Here is a 20,208-nt window from a genome sequence, read left to right as displayed (position 1 = left end):
ATAAGACCCTCCTCCTTGCGCAACGGGGCTTGAGCACTAGGTGAACAGCGGCGCCGCCCGCGGGCACCGGCACTGAACACGCCCTGGTCACAGGCGGGGCGCCGCCCGGCCCACCGGCCCGCGGTGATCCGTCCCGCGAGTGATCAGCGGTGACCAACGATGTGGACACCGGGAGATCACTGCGCCGGGATACCGCGGCGATAGCGGCGGGTTAACGCGGCGTCGGACGATCGCCCGGTGCGCCCGTCGGCACGGCTCCGTCCGTTCACCGCTCCTTCGGTTCACCACCCCGTCCGTGCACCGCTCACGAGAGGTCGGCCATCGATTCATGACAAGCGACAGGATCCGGACGTCCTCCGCCCATCCGGCGGTGACGGCGGCCGGCGTCAACCACGTACTGCTCACCTACCACTACCTCGACATCGGGGACATGGACGGATACGCGTCCCTCACGGAGACGGACGTGACCCTCGACCATCCCGGCGCGCCGCCGCGACGCGGGCGCGAGGCGGTGCTCAGGGCCCACACGGCGCAGGCGTCGCCGCTCAGACGGCACGAACTGGACACCGTCATAGCCGACGGTGAGACGATCGTGGCGCTGGGACGCGTGGTGCACTCCGCTCCCGGCACCGCGGGCAGGACACCGGCCAGCACGGACTTCGCCGATGTTTTCACGCTGTCCGGACAAACCCTCGTCAGAGCGTGCCGCCGGTACTACTACGCACCGCCGCCCGGCCCCCAGCCGCCGTCGGGGTCCTGAGGACGGCGAGACCGGAGGCGAACGGCGACTCGCCGGGAGCGCACTCGCCCGACACACGGCCTCGGTCGCCGCCGACGGGTGCAGCATGAGGTTGCCGTTGACCGAACGCTGCTCCCCGCACGCGCGGGGATGGTCCCGGCAGCTCCTTGCACTCCAAGCCGTCGTCCTGCTGCAACCCGCACGGGATGGCCCCCAGGCCGGCGAGTGCGGGCTCGATTCGGACGGCTGCTCCCCCTCGCACGGGGATGGTCCCGAATCTGCCGGATGGCGCACCGTCGCGGGACGCTGCTCCCTGCATGTGTGGGGATGGTCCTGCCTTGCGGTCGCGGGGGACGGCTCGGCACCCTGCTCGCCGCGCGCGGGGAGGCCGGCGATCAGGTGCCCAGAGCTATGCACTCGTCGTCCAGGGCCTTGGCCGGGTCGGTGTACTGGGGTTGTGAGTCGGTGACTTGGCAGGTGCCCTCTTGGACGCCGAGGGTTTCGATGAGCGAGTCCTCAAGGCCTTTCAGGGACTGCTCGAAGTCCTCTTTGGTCTTCTCGACTGCGTTGCCTGCCGTGCCCTCACCAGGGGTGGCGGACGCCGAACTCGCCTGGGCAGTGGCCGCTTTGGGGGGAGGTAGAAACGCTGGCGTCCTGGCTGTCGGCGCTTCCGGCACGGGGCGTGAGCAGGACGCTTACTACTGCAACGGTGTTCAGAGCGAACGCCGTTGCAGTAGGTCTACGCCCGGTCAGCGCCTGGGAGGCCGTGGGAAGAAGCCGCTCGTCCGCGAGACGTACTCGGCGTAACCGGGCCGCTCGGCCATGTGCCGTTCCAGGAGCGGCTTTCCGCTGCCCCTGATCAGCAGGAAGCTCATCACCAGCGGCGAGACGAAACCGACCAGGGCCGAGGCCGCGGAGTCGCACGCGATGAGGAACAGACCCCACCAGACACAGAAGTCCCCGAAGTAGTTGGGGTGCCGGGTGTAGCGCCACAGGCCGCGGTCCATGACCCGGCCCCGGGTGGCCGGATCCGCCTTGAACCGGGCCAGCTGGGCGTCGCCCACCGCCTCGAAGAACATCCCCACCGCCCACAGCGCGGTGCCGGCCCAGGCGAACGCGGTCATCTGCGCCGGCACGTACTGCGCGGCCTGGACCGGCAGCGACACCAGCCACACCAGGGCGCCCTGAAGCAGGTACACCATGCGCAGCGCGTACAGGTTCCGGCTGCCGGGCGCCTTCGCGAGCATCGCCTCATAGCGGGGGTCCTCTCCGTGGCCGCGGCCGCGGCGCGCGATGTGCGCGGCCAGCCGCAGCCCCCAGACGGCCGTCAGGACGGTCACCAGGACACGGCGCCCGGTGTCGCCGTGCCCGGCGGAGGCCACGCAGGTCACGAGGGCGACGGCGGTGAAGGCGACTCCCCAGGCGACGTCCACGAGACGGTGCACGCCTTTGCGTACCGCCAGGGCGAAGGTGGCGAGCAGGACGACGAGGACGGCCGCGGCGGCCCAGGCGAGGTTGAGCGCGAACGTGCCCCAGGGGAACCCGCTCATGACCGCTCCAGCCCCGCGTACCAGCCCTCGGGACTGCCGAGGAGCAGGCGGGAGAAGTCGTTGGACAGGTCGTGGTGATGGCTGATCGCGGCCCGGTCCCGGGCCCGGCTGTGCAGGCCGCCGCGCAGCCGGGCCTGGGCGGCGGGCGGGGCCGGGCGCGGTCCGACGGCGCCGAGCCGCAGCGCCTCGGCCGCGGCGCGGGTGCGGTCGGCGAGGCTGGGCCGCGGGGCGTGCGGGCCCCGTTCCCGGGCGGCCGCCCGGAGGGTGCGCGGCGCGTGCCCGAGGTCGCCCTCGATGTCGAGCTCGCCGGCCGCATGAGCCTGGGCGAGGCCGAGTTCGCCGGATTTCCGGAGCGGGCGGCGCAGGGCGCGGCGGGAGCGTACGACCACGACGGGGCCGTCGGCCGGGCCCGCCTCGCTGCCGTCCCAGGCGCGCGGCCGGACGGGCAGGGCCGCGCCGAGAGCGTCCTCGACGAGGGCGGCGAGCCGTTGGGCGGTGCCGGGCCGCGCGGTGCGGGCGGTGCGCAGGTCGGTCATCGGGTCGGGTCCTCCTTGGCGAACAGGTACTGCTGGACGTCGAGGTAGCCGGAGCGGAAGCCGGCCTCGGAGTAGGCGAGGTAGAGGGTCCACATCCGGCGGAAGGTGGCGTCGAAGCCGAGGGCCGCGACCTCGTCGGCGCGTTCGGTGAACCGCTCGCGCCACAGCCGCAGCGTCTCGGCGTAGTGCGCGCCGAAGCCGTCCCGGCGGGCGACGGTCAGCCGGGTGTGGTCGCGGACTGTGCGCTCGACGGCCTCGACGGAGGGCAGCAGGCCGCCGGGGAAGATGTACTTCTGGATCCAGGTGTGGGTGTCCCGGCTGGCCAGCATCCGCTCGTGGGGCATGGTGATGGCCTGGAGGGCGGCCCGGCCGCCGGGGGCGAGGCGGTCGTCGAGGGTGCGGAAGTAGACCGGCCAGAACTCCTCGCCGACGGCTTCGATCATCTCGACGCTCACGACGGCGTCGTAGCTGCCGCGTGCCTCGCGGTAGTCGCACAGCTCGACCGCGACCCGGTCTGCGAGGCCGGCGTCCCGGACCCGGGCGAGGGCCAGGTCGCGCTGTTCGCCGGAGAGGGTGAGCGAGGTGACGTGGGCGCCGCGCGCCGCGGCCCGCAGGGCCAGTTCGCCCCAGCCGGTGCCGATCTCCAGCAGCCGGGTGCCGCTGCGGACGCGGGCGAGGTCGAGCAGCCGGTCGATCTTGCGGTGCTGGGCGGCGGCGAGCAGGTCCCAGCGGGCGGGGAAGCCACGGAAGAGCGCCGAGGAGTAGCTGAGCGTGTCGTCCAGGAACAGCGTGAACAGGTCGTTGGACAGGTCGTAGTGGCGGCTGATGTTGGCGCGGGCGTTGTCCGGGGTGTTGCGCCGGTGGTGCGGCTGCCGCTGCGCCCACCGGCCGCGCAGGCGCTGCAGCGGGGCCGGGATCAGGTCGGCCGCGTGGGCGGCGAGCACGGTGAGCGGGGCGACCAGGTCGGGCGCGTCCCACTCGCCGGCCATGTAGGACTCGCCGAAGCCGATCAGGCCGTGGGTGCCGATCCGGGCGTGGAAGGCGCGCGGGTCCCTGATCTCCAGCAGCGGCCCGCCCCGGCCCACGGAGGTGCCGTCCGCGTAGCGTGCCCGCAGCGGCAGCCGGTCCAGTGCCCGGCGGACGACGGCGCCGGTCACGGCGGTCCGGACGCGGGCGGCGGACGGCGGGGCGGCCACGCCGGGCCGCTGTGCGGCGTCCGTGTGCGGGACGGCGTGGCAGTCACCCCGCCGCACGGTGGCGGGGCGGGGCTCGACGTACGTCATGGGTTGTTCTCTCCGGTGCGGTGGTCGGGACGGGGTCGGACGGGCAGGCCGCGCAGGTACAGGCGGATGCCGTGCAGTCGGATGGCGGCGGAGACGGCGATGGTGGACCAGGGGCGGCGCAGCGCCTGGCGCAGCAGCCGCCCGTTCGTTGCTTCCCGTCGCGTCCCGCGCACGGTTGCGGTGAAGGGGCGCCCGCCCGCGCGGTCGAGGTGCACGGTGAGGTCGAGCCGCTCGTCCGGCCTGGGCAGCCGCATGCGGTAGTGGCCGTCGACGGGGAAGAACGGCGAGACGTAGAACTCCTTGTCGGTCCCCGCTCTGCCGTCGGCGTCCGTGTCGAGCAGATAGCAGTGGCGTTCGCCGTAGGTGTTGTGGACCTCGGCGACCACGCAGCGCGGCTCGCCGTCGGGGCCGTGGCACCAGTAGACGGTGAGCGGGTTGAAGACGTGTCCGAACACGCGGGCCTGGGTGAGCATGAGCACCGGGCCGCCCGCCAGGTCGACGCCGTGCGCCGCCAGGAAGGCGTCCAGGCCCGCCCGGATGCCGGGCTCGTCGCCGGTGAAGTGGTCGCGCGCGTCGAAGCGGGTCAACGCCCGTAGCGGACGCGGGAGTTCGGGCGGGTGGTCGACGTCGACCAGCCACAGATGGGTGCGGTGGCGCAGCACGTACCGCAGCGGTGCGGTGCGCACATGGGTGATCGTGCAGGGGTACAGGGCGGGTGTCAGGGTGACCCGCTCGGCCCCCTCGGCCCCCTCGGCCCCCTCGGCCCCCTCGGTCCGTTCGGCCCGCTCGGCCCGCGCGCTCCGGGGGGTCACCACCGCACCCCCAGTGCGGCCGCGGCCGTCACGCCGGACCGGCAGCCGTCCTCGTGGAACCCCCAGCCGTGGTAGGCGCCGGCGAACGCGGTGACGGTGGTGTTCAGGGCGGGCAGGTCCCGCTGGGCGGCGACCGACTCCGGGGTGTAGACGGGGTGTTCGTAGGCCATGCGGGCGAGGATCCGGCCGGGGTCGACGCGGTCCTCGCCGCCGAGGGTGACCACGTACGGCTCGGCCGCGTCGAGCCGCTGGAGCCGGTTCATGTCGTAGCTGACCCGGACGTGGTCGGCGCCCGCGGCGCAGGACGGCATCAGGTAGTTCCAGGAGGCCCGGGCGCGCCGGGCGTGCGGGAGGACCGAGGTGTCGGTGTGCAGCAGGGTGACGTTGCGCGCGTAGCGGAACGCGCCGAGCACCTCCTTCTCCCGCGGGGTGGCGTCGGCGAGCATCCGCAGCGCCTGGTCGGGGTGGACGGCGATCACGACGGCGTCGTAGGCCTCGCTCACGCCGTCGTCGGTGGTGATCTCGGCGCCGTCCGGGGTGCGCCGCACGGCCCGTACGGGGATCCCGGTGCGGACGGCGTCCAGGCGCTCGGCGACCCGGTCGACGTACTCGCGCGAGCCGCCGGTCACCGTGCGCCACACAGGGGAGCCGCCGACCGCGAGCATCCCGTGATGCTCCAGGAACCGGAACAGATAGGCGGCCGGGTAGCGCTGTGCGGTGGCGGCGTCGCAGGACCAGACGGCCGCGACGACCGGCGTCATGAAGTGCGCGCGGAAATAGGCGGAGAAGCCCTCGCGGTCGAGGAAATCCCCCAGCGTGAAGGTGTCCTCGGCGCCGTGGGCCAGCAGTCGGCGGGCCGCGCGGTGGAAGGCGGGGACCTCGGTGAGCATGCGCAGGTAGGGCAGGCGCACGGCGTTGCGCGGCCGGGCCAGGAGCCCGGCGGGGCCGCGGGCGCCGGTGTACTCGAGCCCGCAGCCGTCGCACCGTACGGACATGCTCATCTCCGACTCCTGGGTGGAGACGCCGAGATCGTCGAAGAGCCGCAGCAGGTGGGGGTAGGTACGGCGGTTGTGCACGATGAAGCCGGAGTCGACGCGCTGGACCCGGCCGTCGGGTGCGGTGAGGTCGTGGGTGTGGGCGTGTCCGCCGAGCCGGTCGTCGGCCTCGTAGAGGGTGACCCGGCGGTTTCCGCGGCGCAGGACGTGCGCGGCGGTCAGCCCGGCCACCCCGCTGCCCACGACCGCCGTCCGCCGTCGCCCGTCGGACCCGGCTCCGGGTCCCCCGCGCGGCTCGCCGCCGGCCGCCGCTGTCGTCCGCACCATCGTCCGCTCCTCCCTGCCCGGCCCCGGGGCGGGGCCGTCGCGTGTAATCCGAGGCCGCGGCCGGAGCGGATTGGCGCGAGGCCGGGATTCCTTGCCGGAGGGACGAATGATCCGATAACCGAACAGTACGCACTGACTCTACACATAAAGAATAAATAAGAGCAGAATGGACAGGCGCGGCACTTACCGCACACCGCTCCGCAGCGGTCGGGCCTGAAAGTCGAAGGAGACGCGTCATGGCCAACGTCTCGCCCACCAGAGGTGACATGTCGACGCACCCCGATGTTCCCGAGATGCAGGCGCGGTACGCCCGCATGCTCGGCGGTCGTGATGTGGCGCTCGTGGACGGACCGGTGTTCCTGCTCGGTCTGTACTGCGCCGTGTCCCCCTGGATCCTCCACTACACCGCAAGCCAGCCCGCGCTCATGACCCACAACCTGATCGTCGGGATCGCGATCGGTCTGCTGGCCCTCGGCTTCACCGCCGCTCCCGCGCGGATGTACGGCCTGAGCTGGGCCATGTGCGCGCTGGGCATCTGGATGATCATCGCGCCATGGGTCGTCGGCGACAGCCCTGACGCCGGCGTCGCGGTCAACAACATCGTCATCGGCGCCCTGGCCCTGATCCTGGGGCTGATGTGCACCGCCACGGTGTCGAGGAGCACCTCGCAGTCGTAGCGACCCTGTCGCACCCGGACGACGGCCGGGCCGATCCGCCCACGCGGACCGACCCGGCCGTCGTGCGTCCAGAATCGACCGCGCTCCTTCCGCCGAGGAGGTGCTCACGGCCTGCGGTTGGGCCGCCCGGCGGGGGCGACCCAACCGGCCTGCCGTCAGGTGACGTCGAGCGCGGTGTCGTCGATGACGAACGAGGTCTGGAGCTTGGAGCCTTCGGTACTGGTGAGCTTGAGCGTGACCGTCTGGCCGGCGTACCCGCTCAGGCTGAAGCTGCGCTGGGTGTAACCGGAGGCCGCGTTGAGGTTGGAGTACGAGGCCAGGGTGCCCAGGACGGTGCCGGAGCTGTTGAGAACCTGGACCTGGAGCGTGTCGTAGGCGGTGCTGGTGGTCGTCTCCGCGGTGTCGATGTGCAGATAGAGACTGAGGGTGGCGGAGCAGCCGGACGGGATCGTCGCCGACTGGGAGAGGGTCTCGCTCCCGGCGGTGCCGTTGCCGCCGAGCCAGGCGTAGTAGGAGCCCGTACGGGCCGACTCGCTGCTGGAGTTGGTGATGACGCCGCTGGTGGCGCTCCAGGTCGTGGCGCCGGACTCGAAGCCGGCGTTGCCGAGCACCTGGGTGTCGGTGCAGTCGGTGCCGCCGTCGTCGCCCCCGCTGCCGCTCGCGCCGGAGAGCCACTCGGTGGCGTTCAGGGCGAGGGCGGCATTGGTGGCGCCGGTGTCGTTCCAGCCGTCGTAGAGGGTGTTGCCGGACTGGCCGGTGCCGTCGTCGATGGGTGAGCTGTCGCCCCAGAAGGCGACGCGGCCGCTGCCGAAGGTGCTGGTGGCGAAGAAGGCGCCGGTGTTCCCGGAGTAGCCGCTGCGGTACAACAGGCCCTTGACCGAGGAGTTGTCGGCCGGCTTGAGCGTGGCCGTGGTGCCGGAGGCGATCAGGCTCTTGGTGACGGTGCCGAAGGAGCCGTGCAGGACGGGGTCGGTGCTGTCGCTGATCGCGGCCGGGTAGCCGGAGCTGATGGAGAGGGAGTCGACGGAGAAGCCGAACGGGTCGGTGGAGTCGACGCTGTTGTTGGTCATCAGATCGTTGAGGATCTCGACCGCGTCCTCGCCGTCGTTGTTGCGGTCGGCGCCCGTGTGGTCGGAGACCATGAACAGGCCGCCGCCGTTCTTCACGAAGTTCATGATCGCCGTCTTCTCGACGGTGGTGAACAGCGTGTTGGGCTCCGGCAGGACCAGCGTGTCGAAGTTCGACAGGTCGGTGGTGGCCGAGCCGCCGTAGGTGAGGGCGCTCGTGGCGGTCTTGAGGCTGTAGTCGCCGGTCCCCTGGAGGGCGACGCCCCACGACGACAGCGCGCCGGTCCAGTCCGTCTCGGAGGACGGGGAGGAGTCCTGGGAGAGCGGGTCGGGTTTGCTGGTCGAGATGATCCAGTCGGCGTTGCCGGCCTCCTCCGCGTGGCCGTCGTCGAACAGGATGCGGTGGGGGGTGGCCGCGTGGGCGGGCGTGGCGCTGGTGCTGACCTGAAGGGCGGCTCCGGTGACGAGCAGCCCGATACCGGCCAGGACGGTGGTGACCTTACGGCGGGATCTCTGTGATCCGAGCATCCGGCGAACCTCCGTGAGATGGGGGGACACGAGGCGGGTGCGGGCGCCAAAATCTGCGCGCGTAGATACCGCATTCGAGGGTTCTACCCGCGTGGAACGATTGAAAGGTACATGGCATGACTGAGCGGTGAACATCAAACGCAGGCAATAACGCGACCGAGAACGTCAACACCCGGCGCCACGGCACCACCACCCACGCCGCCGGCGTCGGCCCTGCCGCCCTCCCGCCCTCCCGCTCTGCCGCCCTACCGCTCTGTCGCCCTAACGCGCGTACACGTACGGCGTCGTGGTGCTCAGCGGCGCGAAGCCCAGGCGTTCGAGGATGGGGCGGCTCTGGTCGGAGGCATCCACCTGGAGGTAGCGGTAGCCGCGCTCGGCGGCGATGCGGGCGCGGTGCGCGATCAGCGCGCGGTACACACCCCGGCCGCGCCAGCCCTCGACGGTGCCGCCGCCCCACAGGCCCGCGAACCGCGCGCCCGGGATGAGCTCCATCCGCGCCGAGCTCACCGGCTCGTCCCCGGCCATCGCGAGGAGGGCCACGATCTCCTCCGGGCCGGCGGCGAGACGGGCGAGCAGGAGGTCCCGCAGCCAGGAGCCGTCGCGACCGAACGCCCTCTCGTTCGCCTCGACCATGAGCTCGACGCCCGCCCGGTCGGTGACGGGAACGATGCGGACACCCTCGGGCGGTTCGGCGTCGACCAGCTGGTCACAGGTCTCGCCGACCATCAGCGTCTCCTCCGGATCGGCGGTGAAACCGGCCGCCTCGAGTCGTTGCCCGAGGTCGGCGGGACGGTCGTGCCCGTGCAGCTTCCACTCGAACTCGTGGCCGAGCCCGGTGAAGTAGGCGACCTGTTCCGCGATCACCGCGTCGGCGTCGCCGGAGCCCAGGTCCGACCAGAGCACCCCGCTCCAGCCGCCTTCGCCGCCGACATGGCGGACCACACCCCCGGTCCGCTCCACGCGCGCGTCGGAGCTCTCGGGGCGCGCGCCTTCGCGCATGTCCCGGTCGTACAGGGCTAGTACCGCGGCGTGATCCATACGCCCACTCCAGCACCCCCGCGCGGCCGCGACAACGGAATTACCGGTGCCGGACCGGGCCGGACGCCGCCACGCCTTCCGGCCGCACCGCCGCCAGATACGCGCTCAGCCGGTCGCGGTTGCGGGCCAGACAGTCGATCCGGGCCTGAATGCGGTCGATGTGCCCCTCGAGCAGGGCCGCGGTCCGCGGGGTGAGGTGCTCGGCGGGCAGGATGATCTCCTCGGGTCCTGACAGATACGGCAGGATCGCGCGGATCATCTCGGTGGTGAGGCCGGAGTCGAGCAGCCCGCGGATCTGCTGGACGTCCCGGACGGCCGTCTCCCCGTAGGAGCGGTAGCCGTTCTCACCGCGTTCGGGGTGCAGCAGCTCCTGCTCCTCGTAGTAACGCAGCAGCCGGGTGGGGACGCCGGTGCGCCCGGAGAGGTCGCCGATCTTCATGCCGCGCTCCGCTCGTCGCTCCGCGTCGCCACTCCTGGCCGCCGCTCCGTGAGCGGCCCACAGGGCCACGCTTGCCTTCACACTGATGTGAATGTTCGACCATGGTCGCATGTCCACCACATCCACGGTCAAGGGCACAGCCCTGCCCGCGCCCCTGCCCTGGCCTGGGCTGCTCGCCCTGTCCACGGCCGCCTTCACCGCCGTGGTGACCGAACTGCTGCCCGCCGGGCTGCTGCCGCGCATGGCACCGGCCCTCGGCGTCCCCGAGGCCCGGGTGGGTTTCCTGGTCACCGGGTACGCGGTGGCGTCGTTCGTGGCGGCGATCCCGGTGACCGCGCTGCTGCGCGGTCTGCCGCGCCGGCCGGTCCTCGTCGGCACCCTGCTGGGCTTCGCGCTGAGCAACGCGGTGGTCGCGCTGTCGTCGTCGTACGGCCTCACCTTCGCCGCGCGCCTGGTCGCCGGCGTCATGGGCGGCACGCTGTGGGCGATGCTCGCCGGGTACGCGGCCCGGATGGTGCCGGCCGAGCGACGCGGCCGGGCGATCGCGGTCGTGCTCGCCGGCATCACGCTCGCGCTGTCGCTGGGGGTGCCCGCCGGGACCGCGCTGGCCGAGGTGGTGGGCTGGCGCGCGGCGTTCGGGCTGCTCTCCGCTCTCGCGGTGCTGCTCGTGGGCTGGGTGCGGTGGCGGGTCCCGGGCTTCCCGGGCGAGGCACGGGGCGAGCGGGTGCCGCTCGCCCGGGTCGCCCTGCTGCCGGGGCTCCCGGTGATCCTTTCCGTCACCCTGTTCCTGCTGCTGGGCCACCAGGTGCTGTACACGTACATCGCGCCCTTCGCCGAGCACGCCGGATTCGGACGTACGGATGTGGTGCTGCTGGTGTTCGGGGCGTCCACGGTCGCCGGGATCTGGGGCACGGGTCTGCTGGTGGACCGGCGCCCGCGGGCCACGCTGCTCGGCGTGCTCGCCCTCTGCGCGGCGGTCATGCCGGCCCTCGGCCGGTACGCCGACGCGCCCGCCGTGCTGCTGATCTCCGTCGCCCTGTGGGGAGTGGCCTTCGGCGGGGCGCCGACCCTCATCCAGACGGCACTGGTGAACGCCTCGGGGCCCGCGGCCTCCGACCTGGCGACCTCGCTCCAGACCACGGTGTACAACGCGGGCATCGCGGGCGGTTCGCTGACCGGAGGTGTGGTCCTGGAGGCCCTGGGCGCGGGGGCACTGCCGTGGACGGCGCTGCCGCTGGTCGCGCTGGCCCTCACCGCGGTCGCGCTGGGCCGCCGGCACGCGTTCCCGGTGGCGCGTAGCCGCGCCTTGGCCGCGGAGAGCAGCTCAGCTTGAGTCTCGGCGAATCGTGTACATCGCCTCGTCCGGGCAACTCGCCAGCCGGCTGGGCGAGTGGGGTGTACCCACCCCGCCGGTGCGGACCCCGCCGGTGCGGGCCCCGCCGGTGCGGGCCCCGATGCGGACCCCGCCAGCGCACGAGGTCGCCCCCCGGGGTGGCGGTGGAGGGGCCGGTTCCGGGCTGGTAGAGGAGATACGCGCACGGCACCGGCGCTTGCACACCGGCTGAGGCCGGCCCGGCCGCCCGCGTCCTGTCCACCGCGAGCGGCCGGGGACCGCGACGACCGCGCCGGACAGGACGCCCCCGGCGGTGCGGGCCGGGGCGGCGCCAGCGGGTCGGCCGGGTGGTTCGGCCACTGTCTCGGCCAGGCGACTCGGCCAGTGGTTCGGCCGGGCGACTCGGCCAGTGGTTCGGCCGGGTGACTCGGCCAGTGGTTCGGCCGGGTGACTCGGCCAGCGGTTCGGCCGGGTGGGCGGCTTCGACGGCCCCGGGCCTCGGAGGCCGTCGGGCCGTCACAGGCCCCCTGTTCACCTGCCCGGTGTCACCGTCACCGAGGGGGCCTGCGCACCGTCCGCTTCGAGGAGGCGGCTCAGCTCTCCGCGTGCGGGCGGAACCGCCGCCGCACGGCCAGACCGCCGAGCAGCAGGGCCGCGCTGCCCGCGAGGGCGGGCAGGGTGGCGTCGGCTCCCGTGTGGGCGAGCGAGGACGCGGCCTCGGGCACCCCGCCCTGGGAGGCAGGGGCCGGCGCCTGCGGAACTGCCTGCGGGCGCGGGTGCTGGGGCTCCGAAGGCGGATTGTGCCGGGTCGGCGGCTTCGGCGGCTTCGGCGGCTTCGGCCCGGGCTCGGCTGGCGGCGCGGGCTCCTCACCGGAAACGTTGACGGACTTGTTGCCGAACGCCGGATTCGCGATGCCGACGACGTTCACGCTGTTGCCGCTGACGTTCACCGGGAGGTGGACCGGCAGCTGGACGCCGTTGCCGGAGACGACGCCCGGGGAGTCCTGCGTGACGCCGTGCGCGGTGGCGCCGCCGCCGGACGACGCGCCGTGCTGCCCGGGAGCGGTGGCGCCACCACCTGACGATGCGCCGTGCTTCCCGGGAGCGGCCGCCGCGCCCTTGTTGGCGCAGGTGTTGCCTGCGGCGGGGTTCAGCACGCCCACCACGTTCACCGTGTTCCCGCACAGGTTCACCGGGAGGTGCACCGGCAGCTGGACGCCGTTGCCGGAGATCAGTCCGGGCGAGCCGGCCGCGGCGCCGTCCGCCGCGGAGTCGGCGTGTGCGGGCAGTGTCACAGCCATCGCGCCGGAGACTGCGGCGACGGCCATCACACCGGTTCGGGTAACCCGTCTCATGGGTCCCTGCCTTCCAGACATGAATCGCGGGCACTCGCCCGCACCCGGTAGAACGTCGGCGCACCGTCCGGGTTATGCCTGAACACCCTTTCACCCCATTGGGTCACCTTTATGATCCCTCTTCGGTCCCCTCGTCGAACTGGTGTCAGCCCCGCCGAGCGGGCACCGCAGGGCGCACGGGGAGCGGTCCGCGAAGGGGCGCGGGGCGGCCCCCGCCCGCCCGGAGGCGGGTCGTCGGCAGGCCGCCTATCGTGAGCGAGGGCGCCGTTCCCGGACCGCTGCGGGCGTCCCTGGAGGCACTGATGCTGGTCAAGCTGCCGACGCCGCCCGGGCTGCGACGCTGCGCGCTCGCCGCGACCGCCGCACTGACCCTGCTGGGCGCGGGCCTGCCGACGGTGACCGCGAACCGGAACGCCGACGCGGACGACCGTCCCGACCTCTCGCGGTTCTACGGCCAGAAGGTCACGTGGTCGGCGTGCGAGGGCGACGGCATGCCCAAGGATCTCCAGTGCGCCGACCTCACCGTCCCCCTCGACTACCACCGCCCCGAGACCGGCACGCTCGACCTCGCGCTCGCCCGCTACCGGGCCACGGGCGACAAGCGCGGCTCGGTGGTGCTCAACTTCGGCGGCCCCGGCGGCCCGGGGGTCCCTGAACTCGCCTATGGCGGCAAGGAGTTCATGAACCTCACGGACGGCTACGACGTGGTCGCCCTCGATCCCCGGGGCGTCGGCCGCTCCTCCCCCGTCAGCTGCGGGGACGGGGAGGACAGCGGGCTGGCCACCCTGGACGACGACTCGGCCCTCGCCGATCCCCAGGCGCTCCTCACCCGGTTGAAGCAGGTCGCCGCCGACTGCGCCGAGCACTCCGGACCGGTGCTGCCGCACATAGGCACCGTCGACGCGGCACAGGACCTGGACGTGCTGCGCGCGGCGCTCGGCGACAAGAAGCTCAACTATCTGGGGTTCTCGTACGGCACCCGGCTCGGCGCGGTCTACGCCGCCCGGTTCCCCGACAAGGTGGGCCGGCTGGTCCTCGACGGCGTCGACACCCTGACCGAGCCGCTCACCGAGCAGGGCATCGCGGGCGCCCGGGGACAGCAGGTGGCGCTGGACGACTTCGTCGGCTGGTGCACCAAGGACATCGCCTGCCCGTTCGGGCAGGATCCGCGCGTGGCCCGCGAGGAGGTCGTCCGGCTCGTGCGCTCGCTGGACGAGGACCCGCTGCCGACCGACTTCGGCGCGGACTTCACCGGCCAGGACCTCGTCGGCGCCCTCGGACAGGGGCTGTACAGCAAGGAACTGTGGCCCCTGCTGGAACGGGCGCTGGCGCAGCTCATCGAGAGCGGCGACGCCAGCGGGGTGCTCAGCTTCGCGACCGGCGGCTTCGCCCTTCCGCTGCCGTTCCCGCTCCGCGCCGCGGGCCGCGGCGAGCCCTCCCCCGGGACGCTGGTCGACGAGGAGGACGTCCCCCTCGACAACCTGCCCGCGGCGCTGATGGCGATCAACTGCGCCGACGACCCCGACCGGCCCACGGCCGCGCAGATCACCGCGGACCTCAAGCGGCTGCACGCCGCCTATGACAAGGCCTCACCGGTCTTCGGCCGGTACCGCCTCACAGAGGTCCTGATGTGCTACGGCCGCCCCAAGGGCACCGACTTCATCCGCGATGAGGTGAAGGACCTGAGCACCCCGGACATGCTGCTGGTCGGCACCCGCGGCGATCCGGCGACGCCGTACCGCTGGACCGTGGAGACGGCGAAGCGTCTCGGTACCCCGGCCGTGGTGCTCGACAACAAGGGCGACGGCCACACCGGGTACGGCTCGTCCAAGTGCGTGCACCGCAAGGTCGACGACTTCCTGCTGTACGGCTCCCTCCCGCCCAGCGGCAGTTCCTGCGGGCCCGACGAGGACGACGACTGAGTGCGCCGGCTCCTGCCGCTGCTGCTCGTCTGTCTCCTCGCCACCGGGGCGACGGTCGCCGCGTCCGCCCGGTCCGCCTGGTGGTGGCTCGCGGCCGGACCGCTGCTCGCGTCGGCCTGTCTGGGCGGCTGGGACCTGCTCCAGCGCCGCCGCCCCGTGCTGCGCAACCACCCGCTGGTCGGGCGGCTGCGCTATCCGGCGGTGCAGGTGCGCGTGCCTCCCGGGAGCGGCGACGCGCGGGAGCCGTTCGGCGGCGACCGGGACGGGCACGAGTATCTGGTGCCGTCGCTGCGGCCGGTCGAGCCGGCCGAGGAGCCGCCGGTGGTGCGGGTGGGCGGGCCGGACTGCTCCCAGCCCTACGACATGGCGTTGCTGAACGTGTCCGCGATGAGCTTCGGGGCCCTGTCGTCGCGCGCGGTCCTCGCCCTCAACCGAGGTGCGGCGCTGGGGCGTTTCGCGCAGGACACCGGGGAGGGCGGGCTGTCCGAGCACCATCTGCGCGGCGGCGGCGACCTGGTCTGGGAGATCGGGACAGGATACTTCGGGTGCCGTGGCGCCGACGGCGGCTTCGACGCACGGGAGTTCGCGGACAAGGCGGCGCTGCCCGAGGTGAAGTGCGTGTCGTTGAAGCTGTCCCAGGGGGCGGCGCCGGGCAGCGGCGGGGTGCTGCCCGGGGTGAAGGTGAGCGCCGAGATCGCGCGGGAACGGAAGGTTCCGGCGGGCGAGACGGTGGTGTCGCCGCCGTTGCACCGGGAGTTCTCCACGCCGCGTGAACTGGTGCTGTTCCTGGCCCGGCTGCGGGAGCTGGCGGGTGGCAAACCGACCGGGTTCAAGCTGTGCGTGGGCTCACGGCGGGAGTTCCTCGCGCTGTGCGGGGCGATGGTGGCGGAGGGGCTGACACCCGACTTCGTGGTGGTGGACGGGTCGGAGGGCGGCACCGGCGCCGGGCCGGCGGGGTTCGCCGGGCACCTCGGTATGCCGCTCACCGAGGGGCTGATCACCGTGCACAACGCCCTGGTCGGCGTCGGGCTCCGGGACCGGGTGCGGATCGGGGCGAGCGGCCGGGTGACCACCGGCCCGGACATCGTCACCCGCCTCGCGCAGGGCGCCGACTACACCAACGCGGCCCGGGCGATGATGCGCGCCGTCGGCTGTGTCGGCGCCCTGCGGTGCCATACGGGGACCTGCCCGGCCGGCGTCGCGACCCAGGATCCACTGCGGGCACACGCCCTGAACGTGGCCGACACGGCCCGGCGGGTCCGGCGCTACCAGCGCGAGACGGTCCGTGACGCCGTCCGGATCATGGCGGCGATGGGCATCCGCGAGCCGGCCGGGCTCACACCGGGCCATCTGGTCCGGCGGACGCAGCCGGGCACGGTCCGCTCGTACGCGGAGCTGTACGAGTGGCTGGCGCCGGGCGAACTGCTCGCCGGACCACCGGAGTCCTGGGCGACGGACTGGAAGGCCGCGGACCCGGACAGCTTCGGCTAGCGCCCCCGCGGCCGACGGCCACGAGGGCTACGCCAGTTACGAGGGCTACGAGAGCTACGAGGGCTACGAGGGCTTGACGGTGACGAAGGCGTCGATCGCCGCCGTCAGCTCGGCCGGCTTCTCGACGGGGAGTTCGTGGCCCGCGTCGAGGACGCGGACGGTGGCGTCCGGATACGCCTTGGCCATGCGCAGCATCTGCCGCACCGGAAGCTGGATGTCGTGATAGCCGTGGATCATCAGGGTCGGGGCCTGGATCTCGCCGACCCGGTCCAGCACGTCGAAGGCACGCATGGCGCCGTACAGCGTCATGACCACCTCGCGCGGGGTGTCCGCGGAGGACTTGATGTACGCCCTGATCTGCTCGCGGGGGTAGCCGGGGGCGAAGGCCCGCTGGATGTTGGTGGCGACGAACAGCTTGAAGGGGACGAGGGTGGAGGCGCCCATCAGCAGGCCCCTGCCCCGGCTGTAGGTCATCTTGCCGATGGAGTTCACCAGCACCATGCGCTCCACCCGTGCGGGGTGGGAGAGGGCGACGGTCTGCGAGATCATCCCGCCCATCGAGTGACCGACCAGCACGAACCGTTCGATCTCCAGGTGGTCGAGGAGGGCCAGCAGGTCCGTCGCCAGCTCGGCGACCGTCTTCACGCCCGCGCCGCTGCTCTCGCCGTGCCCGCGCAGGTCGAAGCGGATCACCCGGCGCCGCTCGGCGAAGTGCGCCACCTGGTGGTCCCAGCGGTGCCGGTTCGCCGTCCAGCCGTGCACGAACACCAGGGGCACGCCGTCGCCGTCGCGCGGGCCCTCGTCGTCGTACGTCAGTGCTGCGCCGTCGACTTCGAGCTGCGGCATGGGTGCCTCCTGCGGTGCGGTCCCGGTTACTGACGCGTACGGTAACCGCCCGAAGGGGTCGCCGTCACCGTCCGGCGCCTGCGAGATCGCGATCAGAACTCCACGGGATCGCGCACCAGGGGGCAGGTCACGCGGTGTCCGCTGCCGCGCCCGAGCTCGGCAGGGAGGAGACGCCGGCGCCGACCATCGAGCCGACGACCATGGTGGTGAGCGTCGGCAGGCTCAGCTTCGCGGTGGCCGGCCGAAGCCCGGTCTCGGTCTCGGTCTCGGTCTCGGTCTCGGTCTCGGTCTCGGTCTCGGTCTCGGTCTCGGTCTGCGGCAGGGTGCCCTACGACGGAGCGACGGAAGTGGTGCGCCGGCGGCCGGGGAACGCCCGCCGGCCGCCGCTGCGACCTCAACCACGTATACACCCGGACATGTATTTGTATTGCCCCAAATGCCTGAACGTCGATTGGGACCTATCGTGCTGATATGGAGCACGCACTGAGCCCAGCGACCCTCTCCGAACTGCGCCGCCCGCGCCCCTATCCCGCGGTGTCCGTGCTGACGCCGACGCACCGGCGGGAACCCGAGAACGCCCAGGACCGGGTCCGGCTGCGCAATGTCGTGGCCGAGGCGAAGAAACAGCTGGAGACCGACCCTGCGGTCAGCCGCGAGCGGCGCGCCGACGTCGCCGACCAGCTCGACCTGGCCCTGGCCGAGGTCGACCTGGCGCACACCGAGGACGGCCTGGTCATCTACGCGGCCCCGGGCGAGCACCAGGTGTGGTCCCTGGCCCGTGCCGTCCCCGAACGCGTCGTGCTCTCCGACACCTTCCTGACCCGCAACCTCGTCTCGGCCCAGGCCGCCGATCGGCCGTTCTGGGTGCTGTCGGTCTCCGCCGGCCACGTCACGTTGTGGAACGGCGGCACCGACCGGGTCACCGAGGTACACGCCGGCGGCTTCCCCCTGGTCAGGAGTCAGCCGAACTTCGACGCCGAGCGCATGGAGCGGATCGGCGACTCGCCCAGCACGTTCCGCGACGAAGGCACCCGCCACTTCCTGCGCGAGGCCGACACCGCCCTGGGCAGGCTGCTGCGCGAGGACCCGCGACCGCTGTACGTCACCGGCGAGCAGGCGGCGCTGTCGCTCCTCGACGAGCTGGGCGGAGTCACCCGGGGCGCGGTGCACGTCGCGCACGGCGGCCTCTCCCACGGCACACCCGACGCCGTGTGGCAGGCGGTGCGCCCCTTGCACGAGGCGGAGGGCCGCCGCGACAGCGCGGCCGTCGCCCGGAAACTCGACTCGGCCCGTGGACACAAGACCTTCGCGGCCGGCGTCGACGAGCTCTGGCAGAGCGCGCGGGAGGGCCGGATCCGGCTGCTGGCCGTCGAGGAGAACTACCGGGTCACGGTCCGCGACGGCGGCGACCATCTCGTCCCCGCCCCGAGCGGCGACCTCGACGCCCGCGACGACATCGTGGACGAGATCGTCGAGCAGTGCCTGGAGACGGGCGCCGAGGTGCGCTTCGTGCCCGACGGCACACTGGGCGACGCGGACGGGATGGCGGGCGTGCTGCGCTACTGACCCGCGACCGACCCGCGCTGTGGCGGCTCGGCGGGTTGCCCTGGTCGGGGGCCCGTTCGGCGGCTTTCCCGGCGGCGTACGCTACGGCGTGATCGTCGACCGGGGGGTGAGTACGCGTGAGTGACCTGCTGGGCGTGGCCGTACTGGGTGCCGGCCACATGGGGGCCGACCATATACGTCGCCTCGATCGCGTGGTGAGCGGAGCCCGGGTCGCCGCAGTGGCCGATCCCGACGCCGCGCGCGCGAAGGGGGCCGTGGCCGGAATCGAGGGCGTGACGGTCCACACGGAGGTCGAGGCCGCGCTCGACGCGCCCGGCGTCGAGGCCGTGCTGATCGCCTCGCCCGGTCCCGCCCACCAGGAGGCCCTGCTCGCGGCCTTCGCCCGCGGGCTCCCGGTGCTGTGCGAGAAGCCGATGGTGCCGGACTCGGCCGGGGCGCTGCGTGTGCTGGAGGCGGAGGCCCGGCTGGGACGGCGGCTGACGCAGATCGGGTTCATGCGGCGCTACGACGCCGGGTACCGCAGGCTCAAGTCGCTGCTGGACGACGGGCGGCTCGGCCGGCCGCTGATGCTGCACTGCGTACACCGCAACGTCTCCTCACCGCCGGGCTTCACCAGCGCGATGCTGATCGACAGCTCGGTGTCGCACGAGATCGACGCGGCTCGCTGGCTGCTCGGCCAGGAGCTGACCGCGGTCACCGTACGGCGCCCGCGCCCCTCCCCCGGCGCCCCGCAGGGCCTGCTCGACCCGCAGTTCGTGCTCTTCGAGACCGACGGGGGCGCCCTGGTCGACGTGGAGGTCTTCGTCAACTGCGGTTTCGGCTACCAGGTTCGCTGCGAGGCCGTGTGCGAGGCGGGCAGCGCACGGATCGGCGACGACCAGGGAATGCTCGTCACCGTTCGGGGCACCGCCGGCGCGGACGTGCCCCAGGACTACCTCGTGCGGTTCGCGGACGCCTACGACCGCGAGGTGCAGGCCTGGGTCGACGCCACCCGGCGCGGTCGGGTCACCGGCCCGACCGTCTGGGACGGCTACGCGGCCTCCGCCGTCGCCGAGGCCGGGATCCGGTCCCTGGAGAGCGATACGCGCGTCGCGGTCGAACTCGCCCCGCGCCCCGTCCTGTACACCGCGGGCGGTCACTGACACCCGGGGCTCAGACATTGCCGAGCAGGGCCTCCAGTCCCTGGTCGACGGCGGCGCCGACATCCTCCCGGCCCGCCGCGACCACCGCGTAACTGCGCAGCAGGAACCGGCGCAGGGCACCCGTGTCGAACTGGAGCAGGGCCAGGCCGAGCGGGGAGTGGAACTCCACCACCGTACGGACCGGCCCACAGGGCCAGATGTGCACGTCCCCGCTCCCCGCCGGACCGCTCACGCCCTGCTCCAGCAGGGTCCGGCCGAAGGTCCAGGTGACCGCCTCGCCCGCGAGTGAGACCTCCGGCGGGAAGTCGACGTGCACGGCGAACGGGTCGCAGGAGTCGTAGCGGAGCGTGGCGGGCACGGGCAGCTCCTGGTCCTCCGCGGTGATCAGGCGGGCGCGGACGGGTTGTTCCAGAGTGATGTCCATGCAAGTACGACCTCGCAGGGGCCACTTGCATTACGCGAAAGCAGTGTCCAATTCACGTGACCTGCGTCACAGCGGCCCTTGCCTGGAACATCAGCCCTCCGAACACCCGACCGATGGCCCCTTCGACCCCCTCAGGAG

Annotated in this window: 19 protein-coding genes; 8 read left to right on the top strand and 11 right to left on the bottom strand. The window is 72.8% G+C overall.

Translation table 11 applies throughout. The features are described 5' to 3' along the window. Positions 1-328: 328 nt before the first annotated feature. A complete protein-coding gene (locus ACFWBD_RS09625; protein WP_385665056.1) occupies positions 329-760 on the top strand; it encodes a nuclear transport factor 2 family protein in 432 nt (143 codons plus the stop codon). Positions 761-1,488: 728 nt separating this feature from the next. Here ACFWBD_RS09625 and ACFWBD_RS09620 read toward each other — a convergent pair. The 5 genes from ACFWBD_RS09620 to ACFWBD_RS09600 form a co-directional block, all read right to left on the bottom strand. After that, the gene (locus ACFWBD_RS09620) at positions 1,489-2,289 is read right to left on the bottom strand and encodes a DUF1295 domain-containing protein (protein WP_385665053.1); all 801 of its coding nucleotides are present in this window, start codon (positions 2,287-2,289) and stop codon (positions 1,489-1,491) included. Then, positions 2,286-2,825, bottom strand: a complete 540-nt coding sequence (locus ACFWBD_RS09615) for a hypothetical protein (RefSeq protein ID WP_385665050.1) — start codon at positions 2,823-2,825, stop codon at positions 2,286-2,288. Before ACFWBD_RS09615 ends, ACFWBD_RS09620 begins: the two co-directional genes overlap by 4 nt. Then, the gene (locus ACFWBD_RS09610; protein ID WP_385665047.1) at positions 2,822-4,108 is read right to left on the bottom strand and encodes a class I SAM-dependent methyltransferase; all 1,287 of its coding nucleotides are present in this window, start codon (positions 4,106-4,108) and stop codon (positions 2,822-2,824) included. Before ACFWBD_RS09610 ends, ACFWBD_RS09615 begins: the two co-directional genes overlap by 4 nt. Beyond that, entirely contained in the window at positions 4,105-4,830 is a 726-nt protein-coding gene (locus tag ACFWBD_RS09605) for a DUF1365 domain-containing protein (protein WP_385665296.1), read from the bottom strand. The genes ACFWBD_RS09610 and ACFWBD_RS09605 overlap by 4 nt, the downstream gene beginning before the upstream one ends. An 86-nt stretch (positions 4,831-4,916) precedes the next feature. Then, positions 4,917-6,158 (bottom strand): NAD(P)/FAD-dependent oxidoreductase, encoded by a 1,242-nt coding sequence (locus ACFWBD_RS09600; protein ID WP_385665295.1) that lies wholly within the window; start codon positions 6,156-6,158, stop codon positions 4,917-4,919. Between the two features lie 320 nt (positions 6,159-6,478). Here ACFWBD_RS09600 and ACFWBD_RS09595 point away from each other — a divergent pair, with 320 nt between their 5' ends. After that, positions 6,479-6,919: an SPW repeat protein gene (locus ACFWBD_RS09595; RefSeq protein WP_385665044.1), complete on the top strand. Its 441-nt coding sequence runs from the start codon at positions 6,479-6,481 to the stop codon at positions 6,917-6,919. 155 nt (positions 6,920-7,074) lie between these two features. Here the strand turns inward: ACFWBD_RS09595 and ACFWBD_RS09590 are convergent, their stop codons facing one another. The 3 genes from ACFWBD_RS09590 to ACFWBD_RS09580 form a co-directional block, all read right to left on the bottom strand. Then, entirely contained in the window at positions 7,075-8,514 is a 1,440-nt protein-coding gene (locus tag ACFWBD_RS09590) for a hydrolase (protein ID WP_385665040.1), read from the bottom strand. A 261-nt stretch (positions 8,515-8,775) separates the two neighbouring features. Further along, entirely contained in the window at positions 8,776-9,552 is a 777-nt protein-coding gene (locus tag ACFWBD_RS09585; protein WP_385665037.1) for a GNAT family N-acetyltransferase, read from the bottom strand. 40 nt (positions 9,553-9,592) lie between these two features. Continuing rightward, positions 9,593-9,991 (bottom strand): MerR family transcriptional regulator, encoded by a 399-nt coding sequence (locus ACFWBD_RS09580; RefSeq protein ID WP_385665035.1) that lies wholly within the window; start codon positions 9,989-9,991, stop codon positions 9,593-9,595. A 109-nt stretch (positions 9,992-10,100) separates the two neighbouring features. On the opposite strand from ACFWBD_RS09580, the gene ACFWBD_RS09575 reads away from it, so the two are divergent. Next, the gene (locus tag ACFWBD_RS09575) at positions 10,101-11,324 is read left to right on the top strand and encodes an MFS transporter (RefSeq protein WP_385665032.1); all 1,224 of its coding nucleotides are present in this window, start codon (positions 10,101-10,103) and stop codon (positions 11,322-11,324) included. A 593-nt stretch (positions 11,325-11,917) separates the two neighbouring features. Here the strand turns inward: ACFWBD_RS09575 and ACFWBD_RS09570 are convergent. After that, positions 11,918-12,652, bottom strand: coding sequence for a chaplin (locus tag ACFWBD_RS09570; protein WP_385665030.1), 735 nt, complete (start codon positions 12,650-12,652; stop codon positions 11,918-11,920). A gap of 329 nt (positions 12,653-12,981) precedes the next feature. Here ACFWBD_RS09570 and ACFWBD_RS09565 point away from each other — a divergent pair, with 329 nt between their 5' ends. Beyond that, positions 12,982-14,601: an alpha/beta hydrolase gene (locus ACFWBD_RS09565; protein ID WP_385665292.1), complete on the top strand. Its 1,620-nt coding sequence runs from the start codon at positions 12,982-12,984 to the stop codon at positions 14,599-14,601. Continuing rightward, positions 14,602-16,092 (top strand): glutamate synthase-related protein, encoded by a 1,491-nt coding sequence (locus ACFWBD_RS09560; protein ID WP_385665027.1) that lies wholly within the window; start codon positions 14,602-14,604, stop codon positions 16,090-16,092. Between the two features lie 63 nt (positions 16,093-16,155). Here the strand turns inward: ACFWBD_RS09560 and ACFWBD_RS09555 are convergent, their stop codons facing one another. Continuing rightward, positions 16,156-16,938: an alpha/beta fold hydrolase gene (locus ACFWBD_RS09555; protein WP_385665024.1), complete on the bottom strand. Its 783-nt coding sequence runs from the start codon at positions 16,936-16,938 to the stop codon at positions 16,156-16,158. A 134-nt stretch (positions 16,939-17,072) separates the two neighbouring features. Here ACFWBD_RS09555 and ACFWBD_RS09550 point away from each other — a divergent pair, with 134 nt between their 5' ends. The 3 genes from ACFWBD_RS09550 to ACFWBD_RS09540 all read left to right on the top strand — a co-directional run bounded on the left by ACFWBD_RS09550 (position 17,073) and on the right by ACFWBD_RS09540 (position 19,646). Further along, entirely contained in the window at positions 17,073-17,408 is a 336-nt protein-coding gene (locus tag ACFWBD_RS09550) for a hypothetical protein (RefSeq protein ID WP_385665022.1), read from the top strand. A gap of 1 nt (position 17,409) precedes the next feature. Continuing rightward, complete coding sequence (locus ACFWBD_RS09545) at positions 17,410-18,504, top strand: chemotaxis protein (protein ID WP_385665019.1); 1,095 nt, start codon at positions 17,410-17,412, stop codon at positions 18,502-18,504. A gap of 116 nt (positions 18,505-18,620) precedes the next feature. Further along, entirely contained in the window at positions 18,621-19,646 is a 1,026-nt protein-coding gene (locus ACFWBD_RS09540) for a Gfo/Idh/MocA family protein (RefSeq protein WP_385665017.1), read from the top strand. A 10-nt stretch (positions 19,647-19,656) separates the two neighbouring features. Here the strand turns inward: ACFWBD_RS09540 and ACFWBD_RS09535 are convergent, their stop codons facing one another. Further along, on the bottom strand, positions 19,657-20,070 hold the full coding sequence (locus ACFWBD_RS09535) for an SsgA family sporulation/cell division regulator (protein WP_385665013.1): 414 nt from the start codon (positions 20,068-20,070) through the stop codon (positions 19,657-19,659). Positions 20,071-20,208 lie beyond the last annotated feature (138 nt).

Origin of the sequence: Streptomyces sp. NPDC060002, assembly GCF_042737245.1 — a bacterium.
GTDB lineage: Bacteria > Actinomycetota > Actinomycetes > Streptomycetales > Streptomycetaceae > Streptomyces.
Note: the sequence above shows the minus strand (reverse complement) of the source record. Positions and strands in the feature narration are given on the sequence as shown.